This is a genomic window from Enterococcus raffinosus (assembly GCF_001886185.1).
GTDB lineage: Bacteria > Bacillota > Bacilli > Lactobacillales > Enterococcaceae > Enterococcus_A > Enterococcus_A raffinosus.
In genome coordinates this window covers 1-18,055 of record NZ_JXLA01000027.1, presented here as the reverse complement: position 1 = coordinate 18,055, position 18,055 = coordinate 1, and the positions used below count along the sequence as shown (strand labels likewise).

General features: G+C 41.2%; 17 protein-coding genes. All 17 read right to left on the bottom strand.

The features are described from left to right. Positions 1–4: 4 nt before the first annotated feature. Entirely contained in the window at positions 5–1,885 is a 1,881-nt protein-coding gene (gene selB, locus RV13_RS14160) for a selenocysteine-specific translation elongation factor (protein ID WP_028021046.1), read from the bottom strand. A gap of 4 nt (positions 1,886–1,889) precedes the next feature. Next, positions 1,890–2,156 (bottom strand): putative Se/S carrier protein, encoded by a 267-nt coding sequence (locus tag RV13_RS14155; protein ID WP_028021047.1) that lies wholly within the window; start codon positions 2,154–2,156, stop codon positions 1,890–1,892. A gap of 30 nt (positions 2,157–2,186) precedes the next feature. Beyond that, complete coding sequence (gene yedF, locus RV13_RS14150; protein ID WP_060789384.1) at positions 2,187–2,777, bottom strand: sulfurtransferase-like selenium metabolism protein YedF; 591 nt, start codon at positions 2,775–2,777, stop codon at positions 2,187–2,189. Between the two features lie 14 nt (positions 2,778–2,791). Further along, positions 2,792–3,814: a selenide, water dikinase SelD gene (gene selD / locus RV13_RS14145; RefSeq protein WP_060789391.1), complete on the bottom strand. Its 1,023-nt coding sequence runs from the start codon at positions 3,812–3,814 to the stop codon at positions 2,792–2,794. A gap of 219 nt (positions 3,815–4,033) precedes the next feature. After that, positions 4,034–5,608: a hydantoinase/oxoprolinase N-terminal domain-containing protein gene (locus RV13_RS14140; RefSeq protein ID WP_060789385.1), complete on the bottom strand. Its 1,575-nt coding sequence runs from the start codon at positions 5,606–5,608 to the stop codon at positions 4,034–4,036. Continuing rightward, positions 5,596–6,693, bottom strand: a complete 1,098-nt coding sequence (locus RV13_RS14135) for an S-methyl thiohydantoin desulfurase family protein (RefSeq protein ID WP_060789386.1) — start codon at positions 6,691–6,693, stop codon at positions 5,596–5,598. The genes RV13_RS14140 and RV13_RS14135 overlap by 13 nt, the downstream gene beginning before the upstream one ends. A gap of 3 nt (positions 6,694–6,696) precedes the next feature. After that, the gene (locus RV13_RS14130) at positions 6,697–7,989 is read right to left on the bottom strand and encodes a cytosine permease (protein WP_060789387.1); all 1,293 of its coding nucleotides are present in this window, start codon (positions 7,987–7,989) and stop codon (positions 6,697–6,699) included. A 141-nt stretch (positions 7,990–8,130) separates the two neighbouring features. Beyond that, positions 8,131–9,612 (bottom strand): PucR family transcriptional regulator, encoded by a 1,482-nt coding sequence (locus RV13_RS14125; protein ID WP_071875971.1) that lies wholly within the window; start codon positions 9,610–9,612, stop codon positions 8,131–8,133. Between the two features lie 203 nt (positions 9,613–9,815). Further along, positions 9,816–10,694 carry a TSUP family transporter gene (locus RV13_RS14120; protein ID WP_028021054.1) on the bottom strand — a complete coding sequence of 293 codons (879 nt, stop codon included), beginning with the start codon at positions 10,692–10,694 and terminating at the stop codon, positions 9,816–9,818. An 18-nt stretch (positions 10,695–10,712) separates the two neighbouring features. Continuing rightward, complete coding sequence (locus RV13_RS14115; protein WP_010744008.1) at positions 10,713–11,729, bottom strand: proline racemase family protein; 1,017 nt, start codon at positions 11,727–11,729, stop codon at positions 10,713–10,715. Positions 11,730–11,858: 129 nt separating this feature from the next. Next, on the bottom strand, positions 11,859–12,338 hold the full coding sequence (locus tag RV13_RS14110) for a glycine/sarcosine/betaine reductase component B subunit (RefSeq protein ID WP_028021056.1): 480 nt from the start codon (positions 12,336–12,338) through the stop codon (positions 11,859–11,861). A gap of 26 nt (positions 12,339–12,364) precedes the next feature. Continuing rightward, positions 12,365–13,102 (bottom strand): proline reductase cluster protein PrdD, encoded by a 738-nt coding sequence (gene prdD / locus RV13_RS14105; protein WP_060789388.1) that lies wholly within the window; start codon positions 13,100–13,102, stop codon positions 12,365–12,367. 146 nt (positions 13,103–13,248) lie between these two features. Next, positions 13,249–13,494, bottom strand: coding sequence for a hypothetical protein (locus tag RV13_RS21745; RefSeq protein ID WP_196805502.1), 246 nt, complete (start codon positions 13,492–13,494; stop codon positions 13,249–13,251). 27 nt (positions 13,495–13,521) lie between these two features. Continuing rightward, a complete protein-coding gene (locus tag RV13_RS21740; protein WP_010744012.1) occupies positions 13,522–13,974 on the bottom strand; it encodes a glycine/sarcosine/betaine reductase selenoprotein B family protein in 453 nt (150 codons plus the stop codon). Positions 13,975–13,977: 3 nt separating this feature from the next. Beyond that, positions 13,978–14,283 carry a CBO2463/CBO2479 domain-containing protein gene (locus RV13_RS14090; protein WP_060789389.1) on the bottom strand — a complete coding sequence of 102 codons (306 nt, stop codon included), beginning with the start codon at positions 14,281–14,283 and terminating at the stop codon, positions 13,978–13,980. Between the two features lie 9 nt (positions 14,284–14,292). Then, complete coding sequence (gene prdA / locus RV13_RS14085; RefSeq protein WP_060789390.1) at positions 14,293–16,191, bottom strand: D-proline reductase (dithiol) proprotein PrdA; 1,899 nt, start codon at positions 16,189–16,191, stop codon at positions 14,293–14,295. Between the two features lie 25 nt (positions 16,192–16,216). Beyond that, positions 16,217–17,506, bottom strand: a complete 1,290-nt coding sequence (gene prdC, locus RV13_RS14080; protein ID WP_174520513.1) for a proline reductase-associated electron transfer protein PrdC — start codon at positions 17,504–17,506, stop codon at positions 16,217–16,219. Positions 17,507–18,055: the final 549 nt, after the last annotated feature.

Genomic DNA, 18,055 nt, shown 5'->3' with positions numbered 1-18,055 from the left:
TCAATTACTTGCCTAGTATTCGATAATTTTCCACACGCTTCGTGATCTCTTGCTTGTCCATATACTCGAGGATCAGCATTGACGACTTGCGGCTCGAGTTGGTTAAATCACGGAAATCACCTAGTGTCATTTGCTGGTGCTCGTCAATATACTGCTGAATCAATGCCACCGCTTGATCAAAAACTTCCCCTAAAATGACATACTCGTGGGTCAAAAAGACGACGGTTTCGCCATTCAACGCTTCTAAAACTTCCTCTGCGTTTTTGTCTAAATCAAACAATTCTTCCTTCTTGACTGGTGTATAGCCATTTTTTGCTAAAGTCTTTTCGATCTTTTCTTTCGCAGCCTGCTGGTACTTGTTAAAGGTCACTTCAAAATCAATCAGCGCCAATTTATCATTCGCTTCTTTGACTAGCTCTCCTTTCATTAAGCCGATCAAAGCAGATATTTCTTTTTCAGCTAAGACGCCTCGCATCCGCGAACGAAATTCCTCTAATGGCATCCCGAAACGCAAACGATACTGCTTATGATAGGCGGATAGAATTTCTGTTGCCTGATCTGCTAATTTTTGGTAGCTGGCTTGCGCCAAATAGCCGACTTTGGTTTCAATTACTCGTTTCTCTGTCACCATTTCACTTAAGATCGGCTGCAGCTCCTCAAGTCCTACCCCTAAGTACTCCTGTAATTCCTTTTCCTTCGTAAACGGCTGCTTCTTATTCACCATAAAATCAGCAATTAACTCATCCAGACTGCCCTCTTCTTTTGCCTTCAGGCTCTCTAAGATTTCCACCTTGAACCGGCGATGCTTATGTGGGGCAGCATCTAAAACTTCGCCGCCAGCGATGGTAAACATTGGGGAATAAGAGCGTAAAATAAAACGATCCCGTTCTTTGACTGCGACCTGCTCTTCTAAACGCAACTGTAAAAAGCCATCCTCTCCCGGGCCGATCCAATCCACTCCCAGCGGAACAGTCCGTGCCATGACTTCACGAGTGCCGATCAATAAACGAACTCGATCCCATAAACCAATACCACCTTCTACTTCAGGCAGGCAGGTAACTTTTACATCTAGCATCCAAGTATCTTCTAATTTTTCCGACACCGACAAAACATCGCCCCGTTGAATCTCATCTGTCGCGATATTTGCTAAGTTCAACGCCGTTCGTTGGCCGGAACTCGCACTTTTCACATCTGTTTCATGTACTTGAATATTACGTACTCGTGTTTTTTTCTGACTCGGATACAGATATAAGTCGTCTCCCGCATTAATCGAGCCATCTAAGAGCGTTCCCGTAACAACCGTCCCAAAACCCTTTACACTAAAGACACGGTCAACATTCAAGCGGGCAGAGCCGCTGCCTGAACGTTCAGGAACTTCCTCTGAATGCTCCTGGATTTTTGCCAGCAGCTCTTTGATTCCAGTACCGGTTACAGCGTCGGTTTCAATCAAATCAGCTTCAGCCAGAGGCGTGTCCGCCAATTGCTCACGAATATCTTCAATGACTAGCTCTTTTAGATCAGGATCAACGGTATCTACCTTCGTTAAGACGATCAAAAAGTCCCGGATGCCCAATAACGTTAATATGTCGATATGTTCTTTGGTTTGCGGCATGATGCCTTCAGCAGCGTCAATCACCAGCAACACCAAATTAATCCCAGGCAAACCAGCCACCATGTTTTTAATAAATTTTTCATGTCCCGGTACATCCACGATACCAACCCGTTTTTTATTCGGCAGGTCTAGATAGGCGAAGCCTAAATTAATCGACATCCCCCGCTTTTTTTCTTCACTCGTCGTGTCTGTCTCGATTCCGGTCAAGGCTTTGATCAAGGTCGTTTTCCCATGATCGATGTGCCCGGCCGTTCCAATTACAATATTTGCCATTTCGTTATCCTTTCTGAGTCAACGTATAGTCGGTTTTCAACCCCTCTTGGACGGCATGATAAAAGCCTTCTGAAGCAATCATCGCCTCAGTGAGCAAAGACCTTAACATGTCTTCTTCAGCCAAAGGATATTTCAAAGAAAAGCCGCAACTAGCATGAATCTTTTCCGGTGTGGGAATGATTCGAACGGCAAGTTGGGCTTCCTTCGCAATTTCCTCAGCTTTCATGGCCTCCCGGGTTGAATAAAATAGCGCAACACCGTATGTCTGCATAAAAACTGCTCCTTTTTCATCCTCTTGTTCTTATGGTTTAACGATCTTCGGAGCCTGACGCATCATTTCTACGATACGATACATATTCGTAACTTCACCGACAGCTGCTGTCAATTCATAGAAATTCAAGCACGCGCCGCAAGCGTAGATTTCTACCCCTCGATCAGCCAAACCTTGAATATCCTCCAATGAGTCTGAACCTTCTACGACGGATTGCACACCGCCATTGTAGAAAATAACCTTTTCTGGCAGTATATCCTGTTCAGTCAGAGAGTAAATGAATCCCTTCAACAGGTTCTTTCCTAGTTCATCTGAACCGCGTCCCATCACATTCGTATCAACCACAACAATATAATCCTCTACCGTTGCGATTGGTTCCGCTGCTTCAGGTACTTCCTCGGTCAAATCCACATTTTCTTTAGAAATAACCACCGTGTAATGATTCGGCGCATCTTGATCCATCTGATAAATATAGCCTAATTGTTCCGCCATTTTTTTCAAATTCTGTGTGGCAATCTCGTTATCAACTAGTGTTTGTACAACTTCATGCTCCCGTAAGGCCTTCTTCGTTTCAATAACTGGTAACGGACAAGCTTTGTCTAAAGCATCGATTTTAAACATATTTATCCACCTCTCTAATAAACAATCAATTCTTTGTCTTGTTGCTCAATAACAGACCCAAAATCCTGCGCAGGAATCCCCGCCGCTTGTAACTCTTTTAGCAGAGCGTCTACTTCTTCAGCCGGCACACTAACTAACAGCCCGCCAGAGGTTTGCGGATCGAATAATAATTCCTCAATCCCAAAATCATCAATCTGAAAATCAATTTTATCCTCCATGTAGTTCCGGTTGCGTTGACCACCAGCAGTTAGGATAAATTCTTTGGCTCCTTGATAAGCCTCCTCAAAATAAGGCAGGTCTTTCGATTGGATTTCCGCACTAAAGCGATCATTCAACATCTCATGCAAGTGTCCCGCTAAACCAAAACCCGTCACATCCGTACAGCTGTGAATGGAATACTTGCGGATGATATCCATCGCGTATTTGTTCAGTGTCTCCATGCTCGTGGTGGCTTTCACAAATGCTTCTTCGCTAATTTCTTCAGCACTATAGCCTACCGTTATAATACTGACACCCAACGGCTTCGTCAAAATCAAATGGTCTCCCAATTGACACGTATTGTTTTGATAAATTTTATTTGGATCGATCGTACCGGTAACAGACAAGCCATATTTTACTGACTGGTCATGAATCGAGTGCCCGCCAGCTAAAATCGCGCCAGCCTCTTGGACCTTCTCTGCACCGCCTCGTAAGATTTCTTTTAAAATGGTCAACTCTTTTTCTTCTGGAAACGCGACGATATTCAGCGCTGACAATACTTCGCCTCCCATCGCATAGACATCGCTCAATGCATTTGCGGCCGCGATCTTACCGAAAAGATACGGATCAGTAACCATCGTCGGGAAAAAATCTAATGTCTGAATAATCGCTAAATCATCACGCAGTTTAATAACAGCAGCATCATCTGTGGAATCAAATCCTACCAATAAATTTTCATTGGTTGCTTTAGGTAGATCTGCTAACAGCTCCCCTAAATTTCCTGGACCGATCTTTGCGTTGCAGCCACCACAGACGATTAATTGTTGGACTGTCTCCATGTTTTCCACCATCCTTCACGCTCTCTATTATAACAGTTTACTTTTTGTTTCTCTACGTCTATTTACGCCCAATTTATAACGATTGTCACATATCATAAAAACGTTTTAAATAATGCCGCTTACTTTATTAGAGAAGCATAAAAAGTGCGTCCCCTAGATATTAGGAAACGCACATTTTTCACTTATTATCTGAAAAAACTGCTAGATTAGCTAAGTGGTTTAGCTCCTAACTTTTTCCATTGCTGTTGCTTTAGAAAAGCTTAATTTCCCCGCCACCTTTACCTTGATGTTCACGGCTTGCTTAGGCAAATAAGCTAGTGGAATAACCTCTACAAAAACGGTCTTCAGAGTATCCTGAGAAGCACCTGATGTTACCGCCGCTTGTCTTGCAGCTTCAATCGCGATGTCTACAACTTCCTCTTGAGTATGATGCTCCAAAGAATAAACAGAATTTACTTCACCCGCTACCTCACCTAAAGCGGCCCCAATAGCGTTCGCGGCATCATAATTGTCTGGAATAATGACTTCAGATACACCCGCCATTGTTTCTGGCAAGATGATACTTCCGCCGCCAACTAAAATGGCCGGGATCTCTTGACTATCCGTTTTCATCTGATCAATCGCATCTTCAATCAGTTCTTTTATTTTTTCCTTAGCTTGAAAAACCAGCGCTTCATCTAAATTCTGTGAAATAGCTCCATCAACAGGGTGATCTGTTTTGTTCGCAATGGCGATATCTGTTGTGCACAGAACCTTTCCGCCAAAGGATAGACTCTCCTCCAAGATCCGGTAACCCAAGCTATCTGGTCCGACTCTAAAAGGCTCCTCCTGATGAATAAGCGTCCCGCCGCCTAAACCAATAGAAAGTACATCGGGCATTCGGAAGTTTGTTCTGATTCCTCCAATTGTCGTCGCTAATGACGATTCTCGAGGAAAACTATTTTTTAGCACCCCAATATCTGTGGTTGTTCCACCGACATCAACAACTAGAGCATCCGTCAAAGAGCTTAAATGTGCGGCCCCACGAATGGAATTCGTTGGTCCACATCCAATGGTCAATACTGGATAATTCAAGGCTTTTTCTAAATCCATCAAAGTACCATCATTTTGACAAATATATACAGCTGCTTCTAGATCGTTATTCTTCAACGCCTCTTTTAATCCAGAGATCATTTGAGCAATTGTTTCTGTAAGAGCTGCATTCAAAATACTCGCATTTTCTCTTTCCAGCAATCCTACTGAGCCGATTTCACTAGACAAAGTAACTGGCACGCCGATTTCTTCTTGAACGATCGCAGCCACTTGATTTTCTTGCGCATTACTTACAGGGGAAAAGACGCCAATAACTGCAACTGCTTCGACTTTTCCTTTCATCTGTTGACAAATTTCTCGAATTTCATTTTCATCCACTTCTGCGATCTGATCGCCATTGTATTCATAACCGCCAGAAGCAATAAAAGACTGCGTACTCATCTGGCTAGAAAGATCTTCCGGCCATCCAACCATTGGCGCAACCGCCGTTGTTGCTGGCTTGGCTAGACGAATAATGCCGATCTTACTCAATTCTTTTCTTTGGACAATGGCATTTGTACAATGAGTCGTCCCTAACATCACTACACTGATTTTTTCTGTCGGAATGTTCGTTTCTTTTAGAATCTTTCTTATCGCTACATTGATCCCCTGACTGACATCCTCCATCGTAGGGCTTTTAATTTTTCCTATACAATTTAATGATTCATCTAAAATCGCACAATCTGTATTGGTCCCGCCAACATCAATTCCTAATCGATACATATGCTTTCTTCTCCCATCAATTCTTCCACCGGTGTGTACTCTATTTCGTAGCCAAAATATTTAGGACCCGCTACTTCAATGCCTTTTTCTGTTCGCCACTTAGGATCACAGGCTAGAGCAATCACATGAACTCGGGAACCATACCGTAAAGTCTCTGTTGTAATCGGTTTTCCTGTCTCATAATCCAACGCACAAATCAAATCTGGTGTAGATGCGAGAACTTTCCCATTTTTACTAGCCAACAATAGTTCATTTTGAAAAAGTAACTCTAGCTTCTCTCCTTTGTTACAGCCAATTCCTGCTAACGTGGCTTTTCCTTTTGTAAAGCCACCTTCGACATTACGTTCGATATGATCTATTTTCCCTTCAAACAAAGAGAAGCCCTTTAAAAGAGATAATAATCTTTTGACTGGAGAATCGATTTCATTCAGTCTTGATAATTCTTCTCCAATTTTTTTAGCTAGTGATAACGTACCGCCGATACCGCATTCTTTAACAATTTTTCCGGGAAAAATATTATCAGCCATGTTCGCACTCCCACCCATGACATCCGTAACAGCACGAGCAATCTTCTCTGACCATGCTCCATCTTTCGGATAATAAATAATCCGATTTCCCTGACTATCTGCCATTGACACAATCTCTGGTTGGTAGCCCTTCAAAAAGAAGGTCACCATTTGGGACTCAGGAAAAGCTCGCCCCATCGCATCAGCATCAACAATTGGCAGACCCATCTTAGCTGCACAGGCAATTGGCAGTAACGAGTTTCCTCCTCCAATTTCAATGGGCATAATCGCTTGCGTTCTTTCCGGAAAAAATTCTTTTAACGCTTCGGCAGGCGCATATATTTCTTCTTCTGAAGCTATTTTTTCATTCGAAACAGACGGTGCTCCGATAGAGCCGACAGGCATAACTAACTCCTCATCATCTAACTCGTCCAGCTGCAATACTTTCACTGGACCATATTTTTGAATTGCTTGCATCGCCATTAACTTACCAACAAAAGGATCGCCACCTCCGCCAGTTCCTAATAAAGTTGCTCCAACTGAAATATTCTCTAAATCCTTTTCCGTGATCCATTCCATAAGTTATTTCCGTCCTTTAGTTAATTTCGTTAAAACAAAATAGCAGATCCCTGCTACAATAATTCCGTCCAAAGCAGAAATATTGGTTAAGGTGAATAGTCCAAAACCTGCAGGCGGTTGACTTGTCATAAAGGCAACCGTACTTCCAATCACCCAAGAAATAATAGATACCGGATAATAATCCTGTAATTTCTCCTCGAAGGAAAACTCATACTTTTCTTTATAAAGAAAATAATCAATCATATAGATTCCAGCAATTGGAGAAACTAAAACTGTAACAATCGATAAGAAGTTTTCAAACATTCCGTAAATACCAAACATGGCCATCAAAATCCCTAAAGATCCGCAAATAATTGTAATCACTTTAGGATTCACGCGTTTGAATACGATTGAAAAATCTAAAGAAGCCGAATAAAGATTGTTCGTATTCGTCGTCCACTGCGCCAGCGTCAAAACTAAAATAGAGGGAATCCCCAAACCTAAAGCAAAGAATACCGCCGTAAGATCAGCCGTCTTCATAACCTTTACCAGAATCAATGAAATAATGATCATAAAGCTATTCCCGATCGTAAACCCGACAAACCCTGCAATCATCGCTTGTTTAGGATTTTGCGCCCATCGAGCAACATCTGGAGCCATTACTACCCCTACCATATACACGCCGATTACAAGAGAAACCGCCAAACCAAAAGAAATCGTTGAAGCTTGAGGCGGGATAGCTAATCCCGATGCGCCATTTTTATTGATTGACATAATTGTTGCCACGATAATCAATGCCGCCAATAGTGGAACCGAATAAGTACACAGCTTTTCAATCGCTTGATAGCCCCAAAACGCGGAAAGCATCATTAAACCGCCGCCAATTAAAGATAGCAACCATGATGGAACAGTCGTACTTGTTAATTGACTAATCGCTGATCCGATATTCTCTGCAAAAAAACCAATTTGAACGCCAAACCAGCCTAAAGAAGAAATCCCCATAATGGCCCCCATCAGCGAAGCGCCCTTCTTGCCAAAAGAAATTCTGGATATCATTCCTGTTGACAAACCTGCTTTGGCCCCAATATAGGTTGTACCAATCGCCAGTAGACCTAAAATAATTGATCCTATTATTACTGCTGCGATAGCTGTCCAAAAGGCCATGCCTTGAGACAACGCGACCCCCATAAACATTCCTGACAAGTCGATACCAATTGCAATCCAAACCATACTAATTGATAACCAACGTTTTCGATCTTTTTCAGGGACTCGTTCTCTCTCATAATTTCCCGAATTCGTTTCTACCACTTCTTCCATAATTTCCCCTCATTTCTGAATATTCTGATAAATAAATATTTTATCATTATAGCTAAATGAGAAAATAATGGCTATGTTATTAAGACAAAAGAAAGGAAGTCGTTTTGTCCAATTAGACAAAACCAGCTTCCTTTCAATGTTTTATTTATATTTTCGATAATAAATCAAGTTTTTTATCAATAAGTAGCGTGATGCTGTATGAGAAAAAGATAAGCCTAATCGTTCTTGTGCTCGTTTCAAGCGATATTTAATCGTATTATTATGCAAAAAAAGTAAATGAGCCGTATCGTTTATGTTTTCGTTACAATCTAAAAAGAATGCTGCTAAAGTATCGATCAACTCCTCCTCTAAATAACGATCTAAAAAAATAGAGGCAGTTTCTTGTGTTACATCTTGCAGCAAGTAAAGATCTTCAGGATAAAAATAGTGCTTTCGCGGAAAGACCCGCTTACTATCCTCTATTTGAGTTTCTATATAGTTCATTTGAGACGAAACAGAACTCAAACCCATGAATTCTCCACTAATAAATACATACTCTGAAGGCAAATCATTTAAAGAGAACGCAGCATACGGTACTTCTTCTGAAACATTGCCAATCACCCATTCCAGATTTCGCTCTTTATAATAGATTCCCTTCAGCTGAATATTGCGTTCATTTCTCTTCGCTGTTTGTCTCTCGAAACAATACAATCTTAAGGGCCTGCTTCCATCCACGCCTTCTTTTTGAGCCAATAAATCAGCGGTATGATAATCTCCTGTCTGACAAGCCGAAAAGAATTGCTGTCCCGTATTTAACAACTGTTCTTCTCCAAAATACTTAATTGTCTTTTCGATAATTGTTTTTATTCCCTCCAGCTGTTTTTCTGCCAAAGGCTCCTTTTTAAAAATCGTTAAATAATACTGATTTTCAACAGCCGTTAGGTTCAAATGAACATCCGTTTGGAAATAATAAATCTGATTAAACTCTATCGGAGAATTTTTCACTCCCATAGCTGTATTTTTTTCTGCAATGATTTCTCTCAAGCTTTGATCCAGACTTCGCGGCCATGTCTTTGAAAGTAAAACCTCCTCTTCACGGCTCTTAATGAATAGGCTGCATTTGAATTTGTCGGATAAAATACTCAGTGCGGTCTCAATTTGATTGGGCGGTGGCAAATGACGGATGGTCTCTATCAAAATGTCCAGATGCGGTTCTAATTCGTTTTCCTCTTCATTAATGTATGATAATGCTTCGGATATAACTTCACTGTACCGTAGGTCAATCCGATTTACGGGCATTAAAATTAAGACCATGTTCAGTTCATTCATTTTTTCAATCAATTTCTCCGAAACATCCGGCATGATCAGTCCAACATAATAGAGGACAATTCCCAGCTGATTGTGTTGATGTAAAATGGAAACTATCTCAAGCTGTTTCTCTATATTTTTCGCAATTTGAGCAAATGATGTAAGAACCAGTTCGTTTCCTGAATACTCTCCCTTAATAGGCATCTGACTATATAAACTTGGTTCCGAAACCTCTAAAACAGTGATTGTAGTAACCAAACATTGGCTTTGAGACTCACCAGCAATTATTTTAGCCTCTTTCATTGAAGGCAGTCTCAATATATCTTGAACATTCATTTATCCTCCTCCAATCCTGAAAACGTTTGGCTTATTCTATCAAAAAATAAATATAATTTCATTGTTTTTCAGTATTTTTCGAGCCACCATTCTTTGAACAGAAAAAGAACCCTGCTTGAAGCTCTTTTGGCTTCAGACAAGGTTCAACATAGTGATTATTTTTCAGCAACCGTTTAAAATAAGACGGAAGCTTTTACTTTTTATTACGCTGCAGTTGCTGGCTTACGACTCTTTAAGATATAGGTAATACCCGTATATACAATTACACAGATAATGATCCAAGTTAAAATATCTAGATTCAAGCCAGTGACAAATTTCGCTGCAATAATTACACCGATAATTCCACCAATAGTAATGGCTAAACTAACTTTACGAGCATAATCTCCCTCTTTAACAAAGTTAATACTTGCAACTGGCATTAAACCTGCACAAGATCCCATCATTACAGGGAAAGCTACTAACGGACTTAATCCCAACATATACACCATAGCCATACATGGCGCATATAGACCAACACCAATTGTCATCAACGCACCTAAAATAAAGTTAATGACAATACCAATTACTAATTTGATTCCTGTCAATGCAGTTGCAGTATTTCCTTCCCCTAACATATTCAACATGCCGGTTTGACGTAACGCCATAAGAACTGCAGTAACAATCAATGCCCAGCCCATCCAAAATTGAACTTTCTTTTCTGGCAATTTCGTTACAAATTTAGAACCGATAAATGAACCGATCGTCGCTGAAATAATCAAAGAAAATAGCGTCATAGGTGCAACATCAACAACTGTTGTAAAGATGAACGCTTCAACCAATACCGGAATGGCATGGGCAACGTTTAATGTACCTGGAAGTAGACGGTCAGCACCTAATTGTTTAGTAAAATCTAACAGCATTGCTGTTGGTGCAAAACTTCCGATCCCTAAAGTATCTAAAAAGTCAGTAACGAAACCAATAACTCCTGATACAGCCCAATTCCCATGACCTAAATCGCTTTTATGTTTGACTAAATCCCTTCCCATTACGAATGAATGCATTAAAATCAAACCAACATAAATCGCTAATAATAGTGTTACCATATTACCCCTCCTTCATTTCTATCCTAAAAGGAATCCATCCTTCAAGGAATCTTTCGGATCAACTAAGAATGAGTTGTATCCAGTGACATACGCGGAACCCGTTACACGAGGAATAATTGCTTTGTATCCTCCGACTTCTGCTTCTTCAACAATTTCACCTTTAAACTTCGTGCACAAAATACTTTCATACACAAATGTGTCGCCAACTTTCATTTCGCCCTTGCCATATAATGTCGCAAGTTTTGCACTTGTACCCGTTCCACAAGGAGAACGGTCCACTTGTCCGTCACCAAATACAACAACATTTTGATAGGTCGCATCTGGGCTTGTTGCTGGACCATAAAATTCCACAAGGTCAACCGTCTTGATGTGATCCAGTGTTGGGTGTTGAATCTCGATTTGCTCATTCACTGCATCACGAATAATCATGCCGAGTTCATTAAATTTCGACGCGTTTTCTGGTTTGATTTCTAGACCGATGGATGAAGCTGGCAAGATAGCAAAGAAGCTTCCACCGAAGGAAATATCCATGGTCAATTCACCGATTTCAGGAACATTGACGGTTACATTTTCTTTATAAAGGAATGATTCCACATTCTCGAATGATACTGACTCTGCTGAGTAGTCTTCATCTAAATGCACCGTTCCGTGAACGATTCCCGCTGGTGTATCCTGAACAACTTTTACTTCACGGTCGCCTTCTTTTACATCGATCCAGCCTTGTTCAACCGCTGAGGTCATTGCTGCAATCGTATTATGACCACACATATTCAAATAGCCGCCTGAATCCATGAAAATAATGCCATAGTCAGCTTCTTTGTGAACAGGCTCTGTAATAAAGGCACCAAACATATCACGGTGTCCACGTGGTTCCAGCATCAACATTCTACGCAAGTCATCTGCTTCGTTTTCTAAATACGCTCTCTTTTCAGCCATTGTTTCTCCAGGGAATTTTGGTATTCCACCGATGATTAGACGAGCAGCTTCACCTGCTGTATGTGTGTCGATTGCTGAAATCATTTTTGATACTTTCATGATTGCCCTCCTTGTTCGTATTAATGAATGATTTTTCCTCTTGAAAAAATCGTTTGATTCTCATGCTGTATAGCCTCTTAAGGCTTTTATATTACTAGTGCTTATCTTTGTGAAATGCAGATCGGATAATTAACGTATCTGTTGATTGTCCTTACGCATTTTTAATTTAATTGACGCAAGCGCTTTAACTGCATCTCGTTGATTGATCGTATTTTCACCAACTACTTCTGTTTCGATACCAGCTTCTGATTTATTAAAGTCTAAAACATGCTTCGTAAAGTCATTTTCTACAACAAATTTTGCTTGTGTACCAATGAACTTAAGTCCAATCACACTGATATCTCTCCGTCCGATTTCTTCTAAGGTGTTCGCAAAATCTACATCCGAATTTCCCCAGCCATCCGTTGTAGCGATTACACCATTCGTGCGCATTCCTTCTAACCAGGCAGCGGTTCGCTGTCCGACTAAATACTTCATGGCATTACTTTGGGGTGTCCCTACTACAACGACTCCTTGAAAATCAATGTCAGGATCTTTTCCTAGAAGATCGACGAGCGGATCTTGAAAGTGATGCAGTGATGTTTCCTTCGTTGATGGGCCTATTCCCATAACGCCACCACCTATCCGTTATTCAGTTAAACCATGGAACGAATCGCTCCATCGCGATACTCATTTGCTGTTAGGAAGACGGGCATATTGTTCATATCAATGATAGAACAGCCACCCTTAAAACCACTTGGTTCATTTGGATAAAGCAGCATATCATACATCGCCCCTTGACCAGCCACTTGTTTGACCAAAGCAACTTTAGGTTTTCCAGGATTGATATTCTCTTCATACACATGTGACTCGCAAGCATCTTTGCCTTCTAACATCTTCATTCTTTCACGAATTTCTTGGATAAAATCATCCACAATCGCAAACATTTTGAGACAGAGCTCACGATTAAAAGGAGTCCCCTTTTTCGCTAACAGATCTACTAAAATGATGTAGTCGTCAGCGTTAGGCGTCCCTGCTCGATTCAATACTAAATGATCACGCAAAACACCTTCAGACGAGCCAAATTCATGCATTTGTTCTCCATCCTCGATCGCTCCTGTCATAACGACAGAAACACCGGTAAGTGTATGCGTGATCCCTGAACCCAACACACCCAACACCTTCGTGGAAATCGGAATGATATCCATGATGGTGTTGGTTTCAACATCATGTTGGTGTGGTGGGAGTAATCGAATCGTCAGCTTCTGAATAGCGGCGTCCTTACAGTCAAAGTCTTGATCAATTTGTAACTGATTGGGTTTGACACGAAAGCCGTCTCCAACGGAAACTTCTTCCATGTGAAACACTTTGATCTTTAAAGTTTCGCCTCGCATCATTCACACCTACTTTCAACGTAAGCGGCGATTAATAAGTAGCGTCTTCAGAAATAAGTCGAAAATTCACAAAAATTTGAAAAGCAATTTCAGGAATTTTTGCCTTATTTCTCGACGCAGAGCACTTATTAAATCAGCCTCTTGATTTAGACGTGGGCAATGTATTCATAAGGTAATGGAACAATTTTCCCTGGCGTTTCGATTGATACTAATGCTTCTAGAGTATCCTTCATGATACCTGTCTGCATTTCAATGTTATGTGGTTCACCTGCATTGGCACCCATTGGTACGCGTGGTGCAACGGCACGTGGAGTACCATTTTGACGTACAACTGGTGGTAATGCGGCGATTAAAATAGTAGGAATTCCCGCTTCCTCAATAGCTCTCTGCACGATCACGGCAGTTCTATGACAGGTTCCTCAGCCAGCGGTTAAAATAACTGCATCGACTTCTTCTTCTACTAATTTTTGAGCGATAGCTGGTCCAGTCACATCGTGGAATGCGTCTTGGTCTCCACCACCACCCATAAATGCGTAGTGTACAGGGGCAGATTCTTTAATGAATCCTTCCGCTGCTAATTCGTGTAGACGGTCTAATGGGAACATTGCGTTAATGTCGCGGTTTGCATCGGCATTATCGTATCCACCATGAGAAACCATCAATTCATCTGTTGATGCTGTATCTGGTACTTCACGGAAAGAAGTATCTCCCGCTAAGTTAAACCGTTTATCTGTTTTTAAGTGTACGCCGGCTGCTGTTGCTAATGCCACACGCATTTCTTTAAGCTCTTTTTTCACAGGGGTAAAGACAGATTTTGGCGTAATCGGCACAAAAATTTCTGACTGTAACCCTTCAAAGACTGTTAAGCCCATGTGTTAATTCTCCTCTCCTGCTTCTTCACGTTTTCTTCTGGCTTCGGCCCGACGACGTTCATGCTCATAAATAGCAGTTTTGTAATGCTCGTCCGGCTCTTCCGCCAAAACTTCTGGATAGGTCATTAAAAACCCAACTTCTTGACCGATTTCTAAATCATATTCAGAAATGATCATTCGACGGGGTATTTTAAGCTGGCCTAATCGACCCTTTAAGTCGATCGTAACGCTGGCATCGTAAAGTTCAACGATAATCCCTTCAAACATTTGTTCCGTCGAAATATATTTGAGTTTGTTCATTCCATCCATTACTTCACCTTATTCTACTTCGTAAATTTCTTGGCGTTTTTTACTCTTAGGCAAGACTTGTTCATTATCTACTAGGTCGATCTTCTTACCAGTAGTCTTTTCAATGATTTCAATGTTGTTTGCTTTCACATTTGGGTTCCATTTACGTTCAGCGGCTTTGATTGTTCCGCCACCCATTAATGTTTTCAACATTGCTAAATCACGAATTGCGTCTTCTTTACAAAGTGTGTTGTTTGAAAGGATTTCATTTTCAATCCCTTGCATAGATTTGTTGTTATCTACCATTGCAATCATTTCTGGGTTCCCAACAACTAGCGCACCTTGTACAGCCGAATAAGAGTCTCCGACAACTTTAATGCCGCGTTTACCGATTTCTTCGATATGAGAAGCAAAGTCGATATGGTTGTTACCAAATCCTTCAGTAGTAACAATCGCGCCGTCAACATCCATTGCTTCGATTGTCATACCTAAACGTTTAGAAACATAGTATTTTTCAGTATTTGCTTGCGGAGAACCAACAAACATAACACCGACTAAATCGATTTCTTCGTCTTCCATCGCTTCACGTACTAATGGTTCTCTCCAATAGTGACGAGAAGTTTCTTTTGATGCTGGTCCAATACATGTTAACGCGTGGATACCACCATCTAATACTTCTGTTGGCGCTAAAATAATTGGCAGATTTCCTAAGTCAACGTTAGGTTTTGCTCCCAATGTTCCAACTGGTTCGATTGGCATAATCAAGTTATCGTGCATCGCACCTTGACCCATGATTTCTTTGACAATGATCACGCGTTTGTTACCAATACGACGTTTTTGTACGATTTCATCTTGCGCTACTACTAGAGATTCGTCTGCTTTTTTAACAGCTTCGCGAATTTCTTGTGTAATGTAGTCAGATGCTTTATGAGCGGCTAATGGTCCAGGACGTTCCATATTCGCGCCTTCTTTGATTGTTACTTGTGTTTTGATGAAGATTTCGCCTTTATCTGGTGCACCAGGACGTCCCCACATGATGTTACGGTCTAATTCACCTTCAGATGAACCGAATTCTCCGATTTGTACACCATTTGCATCTGTTCCTGTAAGAACCATAACAACGCCATCTAACACACGAGTAACGCCATGGCCGATATCCGCACCATCAACTTTGGCAGCGATTGGTTGTACGTCCATGATCGTTTCACTATATTCGTTGTATTTATCTGGTGTAATAATTTCAAAAGTAACACTTTCAACTAGTTCTTCTAGTTCTGCTGCTTCCGCACACATATCTTCCATTTTACGTAAAACTAAAGTTGTGCCTTCAATTTTCGTTTCCTCACCAAAGATCACTTTTTCAATCTTCATGTGGTCACGACGAACTGAACGAACGACTTTTTCTTCTACTTTCGCTTCTGGAGCTGGTGCCTCAGCCATTGGTGCTGGTGCTGCTTCACTTGGAACTGGAGCAGCTGGTGCTGCTGGAGCAACGCCCATTTGACCTGCAATAGCCATTGGCACTTCTAAATCAATGCCGCGTCCTTCAGCAATATGGATCTTGATCGTTTGTCCGCCAACTGGCGCAACTGGTGCTACCGGAGCAATAGGAGCAACTGGTGCTAGAGCAGCTTCTTCAGCAGGAGCTTCCTCTTCCGTTGCTTCTTCAGTGTCTTCAGAAACACCATCTAATAATTCTCTTGTTAATGGAACCAACGCATCCGTTGTTTCTTTCAATGTGGTACCAAGTACCTGTTCGATTGTTAGAGTCGCTTCAGGCAATTCTAATAAACCTGAATCCTCTAAATCTGGGAAGATCGCTGGATCTTCTAAATCATCTGGAGCAATTACTTTGCCTGCTTCTGCACGGCAACATAATACTGCAGGGTCTTTGGCATGTTCTTGAGCAGTTTCTGCTGTAATAGACATTCGTTAAATCCTCCTAAAATTTTGTTTAGTTTGTAGGTAATTTACGATATAGTCTGTGACCATCTGCCCGCAGTACATGATCTGTATGATGATAAACCGGAACTCCTAACCTAGGAGCTACACCCATGACGGTGTTCGTTCAATCGGAACAGGATCCAGTCATCACTACTTCTGCTCCTTGTTTCTTCAAGGACATTACAGTAGCAGCTTGACCTGGACAAATACCTGGCAAGGCACATCTATATCTTCCATTTACTTCTACCATTCGCTTGCATCTTTCAGCAGCGACAACTTCTGCGCCCATGTTATTCGCGATTTCAGTCATTCGTTCCGCTGACCCGCCACATTCGCAGATCAAAAGACCAACCTTACGACTTTCTTGAGGGAACGGCATTGCGACTAATACGCCACCACTTGTTTTAGTGATGGGTGTCATCTCATCACCGCTTCTTCCAGTCATTGGTCCGCCGATAACGATCTCGCCATGTGGTTCAACGTAACCACCGACATTATTGATCAATGTTTTGACCGGTGTTCCGATTGGCACGTCAACAAAGACAGTTTCCTTTTGTTTTACACGACCAGAAACAGTCACGTCTTTGTCAATGAACGGTTTGCGATCTTCAATTGCTTCTGCGATTCGTTTGATCGTTTCCACATTGTCGATCACTGCACCAACTTCAGTTGGAAGCTGGCCTGGTTCTAAAACAATGTCCATTACTTCACGAACGATCATACGCTCATCCCCTGCTGGATAAATATCCGGCAATTGGTAAACGTCAAGCGTTGGTTCGTTGTCCACTGCTTTCAATAAACGCGTTACTAACACACGGTGTTTGCCTTTTACCGCAATCACCCCTTTAGGCGCGTTCGTCATTTCCATACAATACTTCATCCCGCGAATCAATTGATCGATATGTTCGCTCATTTGCTTCACATTATGAGCCAGCAACGCTTCACATTCTGCCCCGTTTGCGATAAATGTTCCTTCTGGAATATCACAAGCTAGCTTTAAGAATGTTGGGAAACCTGCTCCCCCAGCACCGACAATCCCTGCAGCTTCGACTGCCTTTGCATACGAATCTGTTTCTGGAATAGGCAGATAGTTAGAAAAATCTTGTTCCTCATCAATCGTTAGAACAATATTGTCTCCATCTACATCTACTACTTTTCCAGAAAAACTTGCATGGATGTTTGCACCTAAACCATTCGGCTCAGCAATCAGTTGTCCACGTTGAACTTGATCACCAGCCTTCACGATTCCTTTACAAGGAGCGCCGACATGTTGTTTTAATGGTATAAGAATTTGTGTCAAATTATTTCACCTCCCTGCTTTTTTGTTTGTTCGAACTTGAGCAAATCAGCCACCCGTAGTTCAAGTAAATGATAGCACAATCACCGAACTAGTAAAAGGTCGTTTCCTCAATATTTTGATATTTTCTGACAAACTACTTTTCAAATTGCCTATTTTTTCGAATTCTCTAATTGAATTTTCATCAAACTTTTCAAATAAGCAAAAAACGTTTACAAATACTAATTTTACACTATTCATGAAGATTGTATATTGTCGACAATCCCTACAAAGCCTTAGTATGCCCTTTATTTGCACGCGTTATTTCACAAATTTATTCAGTAATAATTACCGTTATTTAACTGCCTGATTTACTCTCATTATCGGCATGCTCTATAAATTATTTTTATCAATAATCACGCTTTTTTAACTTTGGTTTATATGTATAATCAATCACATAAGAAAGTGATTTTTGCTTTTTTCTATTAATCTATTAAAAAGAAGGCTTTACAAAAAAAGCTCTTGCCTTTACAAGGCAAGAGCTCAGACTGTAGACAAAGTCCATTTTATGGA

What these genes read in the sequence shown, in the direction of transcription:
- RV13_RS14090 (WP_060789389.1), bottom strand. Translation starts at nt 14,283, where the DNA reads ATGGATGGAATGAACAAACTCAAATATATTTCGACGGAACAAATGTTT.
- yedF (WP_060789384.1), bottom strand. Translation starts at nt 2,777, where the DNA reads ATGTTTAAAATCGATGCTTTAGACAAAGCTTGTCCGTTACCAGTTATT.
- RV13_RS14115 (WP_010744008.1), bottom strand. Translation starts at nt 11,729, where the DNA reads ATGAAAGTATCAAAAATGATTTCAGCAATCGACACACATACAGCAGGT.
- prdD (WP_060789388.1), bottom strand. Translation starts at nt 13,102, where the DNA reads ATGCGAGGCGAAACTTTAAAGATCAAAGTGTTTCACATGGAAGAAGTT.
- RV13_RS21740 (WP_010744012.1), bottom strand. Translation starts at nt 13,974, where the DNA reads ATGGGCTTAACAGTCTTTGAAGGGTTACAGTCAGAAATTTTTGTGCCG.
- RV13_RS14140 (WP_060789385.1), bottom strand. Translation starts at nt 5,608, where the DNA reads ATGTATCGATTAGGAATTGATGTTGGCGGGACCAATACAGATTGTGCG.
- RV13_RS14130 (WP_060789387.1), bottom strand. Translation starts at nt 7,989, where the DNA reads ATGGAAGAAGTGGTAGAAACGAATTCGGGAAATTATGAGAGAGAACGA.
- prdA (WP_060789390.1), bottom strand. Translation starts at nt 16,191, where the DNA reads ATGTCTATTACAGCAGAAACTGCTCAAGAACATGCCAAAGACCCTGCA.
- selB (WP_028021046.1), bottom strand. Translation starts at nt 1,885, where the DNA reads ATGGCAAATATTGTAATTGGAACGGCCGGGCACATCGATCATGGGAAA.
- RV13_RS14120 (WP_028021054.1), bottom strand. Translation starts at nt 10,694, where the DNA reads ATGGTAACACTATTATTAGCGATTTATGTTGGTTTGATTTTAATGCAT.
- selD (WP_060789391.1), bottom strand. Translation starts at nt 3,814, where the DNA reads ATGGAGACAGTCCAACAATTAATCGTCTGTGGTGGCTGCAACGCAAAG.
- RV13_RS14155 (WP_028021047.1), bottom strand. Translation starts at nt 2,156, where the DNA reads ATGCAGACATACGGTGTTGCGCTATTTTATTCAACCCGGGAGGCCATG.
- RV13_RS14135 (WP_060789386.1), bottom strand. Translation starts at nt 6,693, where the DNA reads ATGGAATGGATCACGGAAAAGGATTTAGAGAATATTTCAGTTGGAGCA.
- RV13_RS14125 (WP_071875971.1), bottom strand. Translation starts at nt 9,612, where the DNA reads ATGAATGTTCAAGATATATTGAGACTGCCTTCAATGAAAGAGGCTAAA.
- RV13_RS14110 (WP_028021056.1), bottom strand. Translation starts at nt 12,338, where the DNA reads ATGGGAATAGGCCCATCAACGAAGGAAACATCACTGCATCACTTTCAA.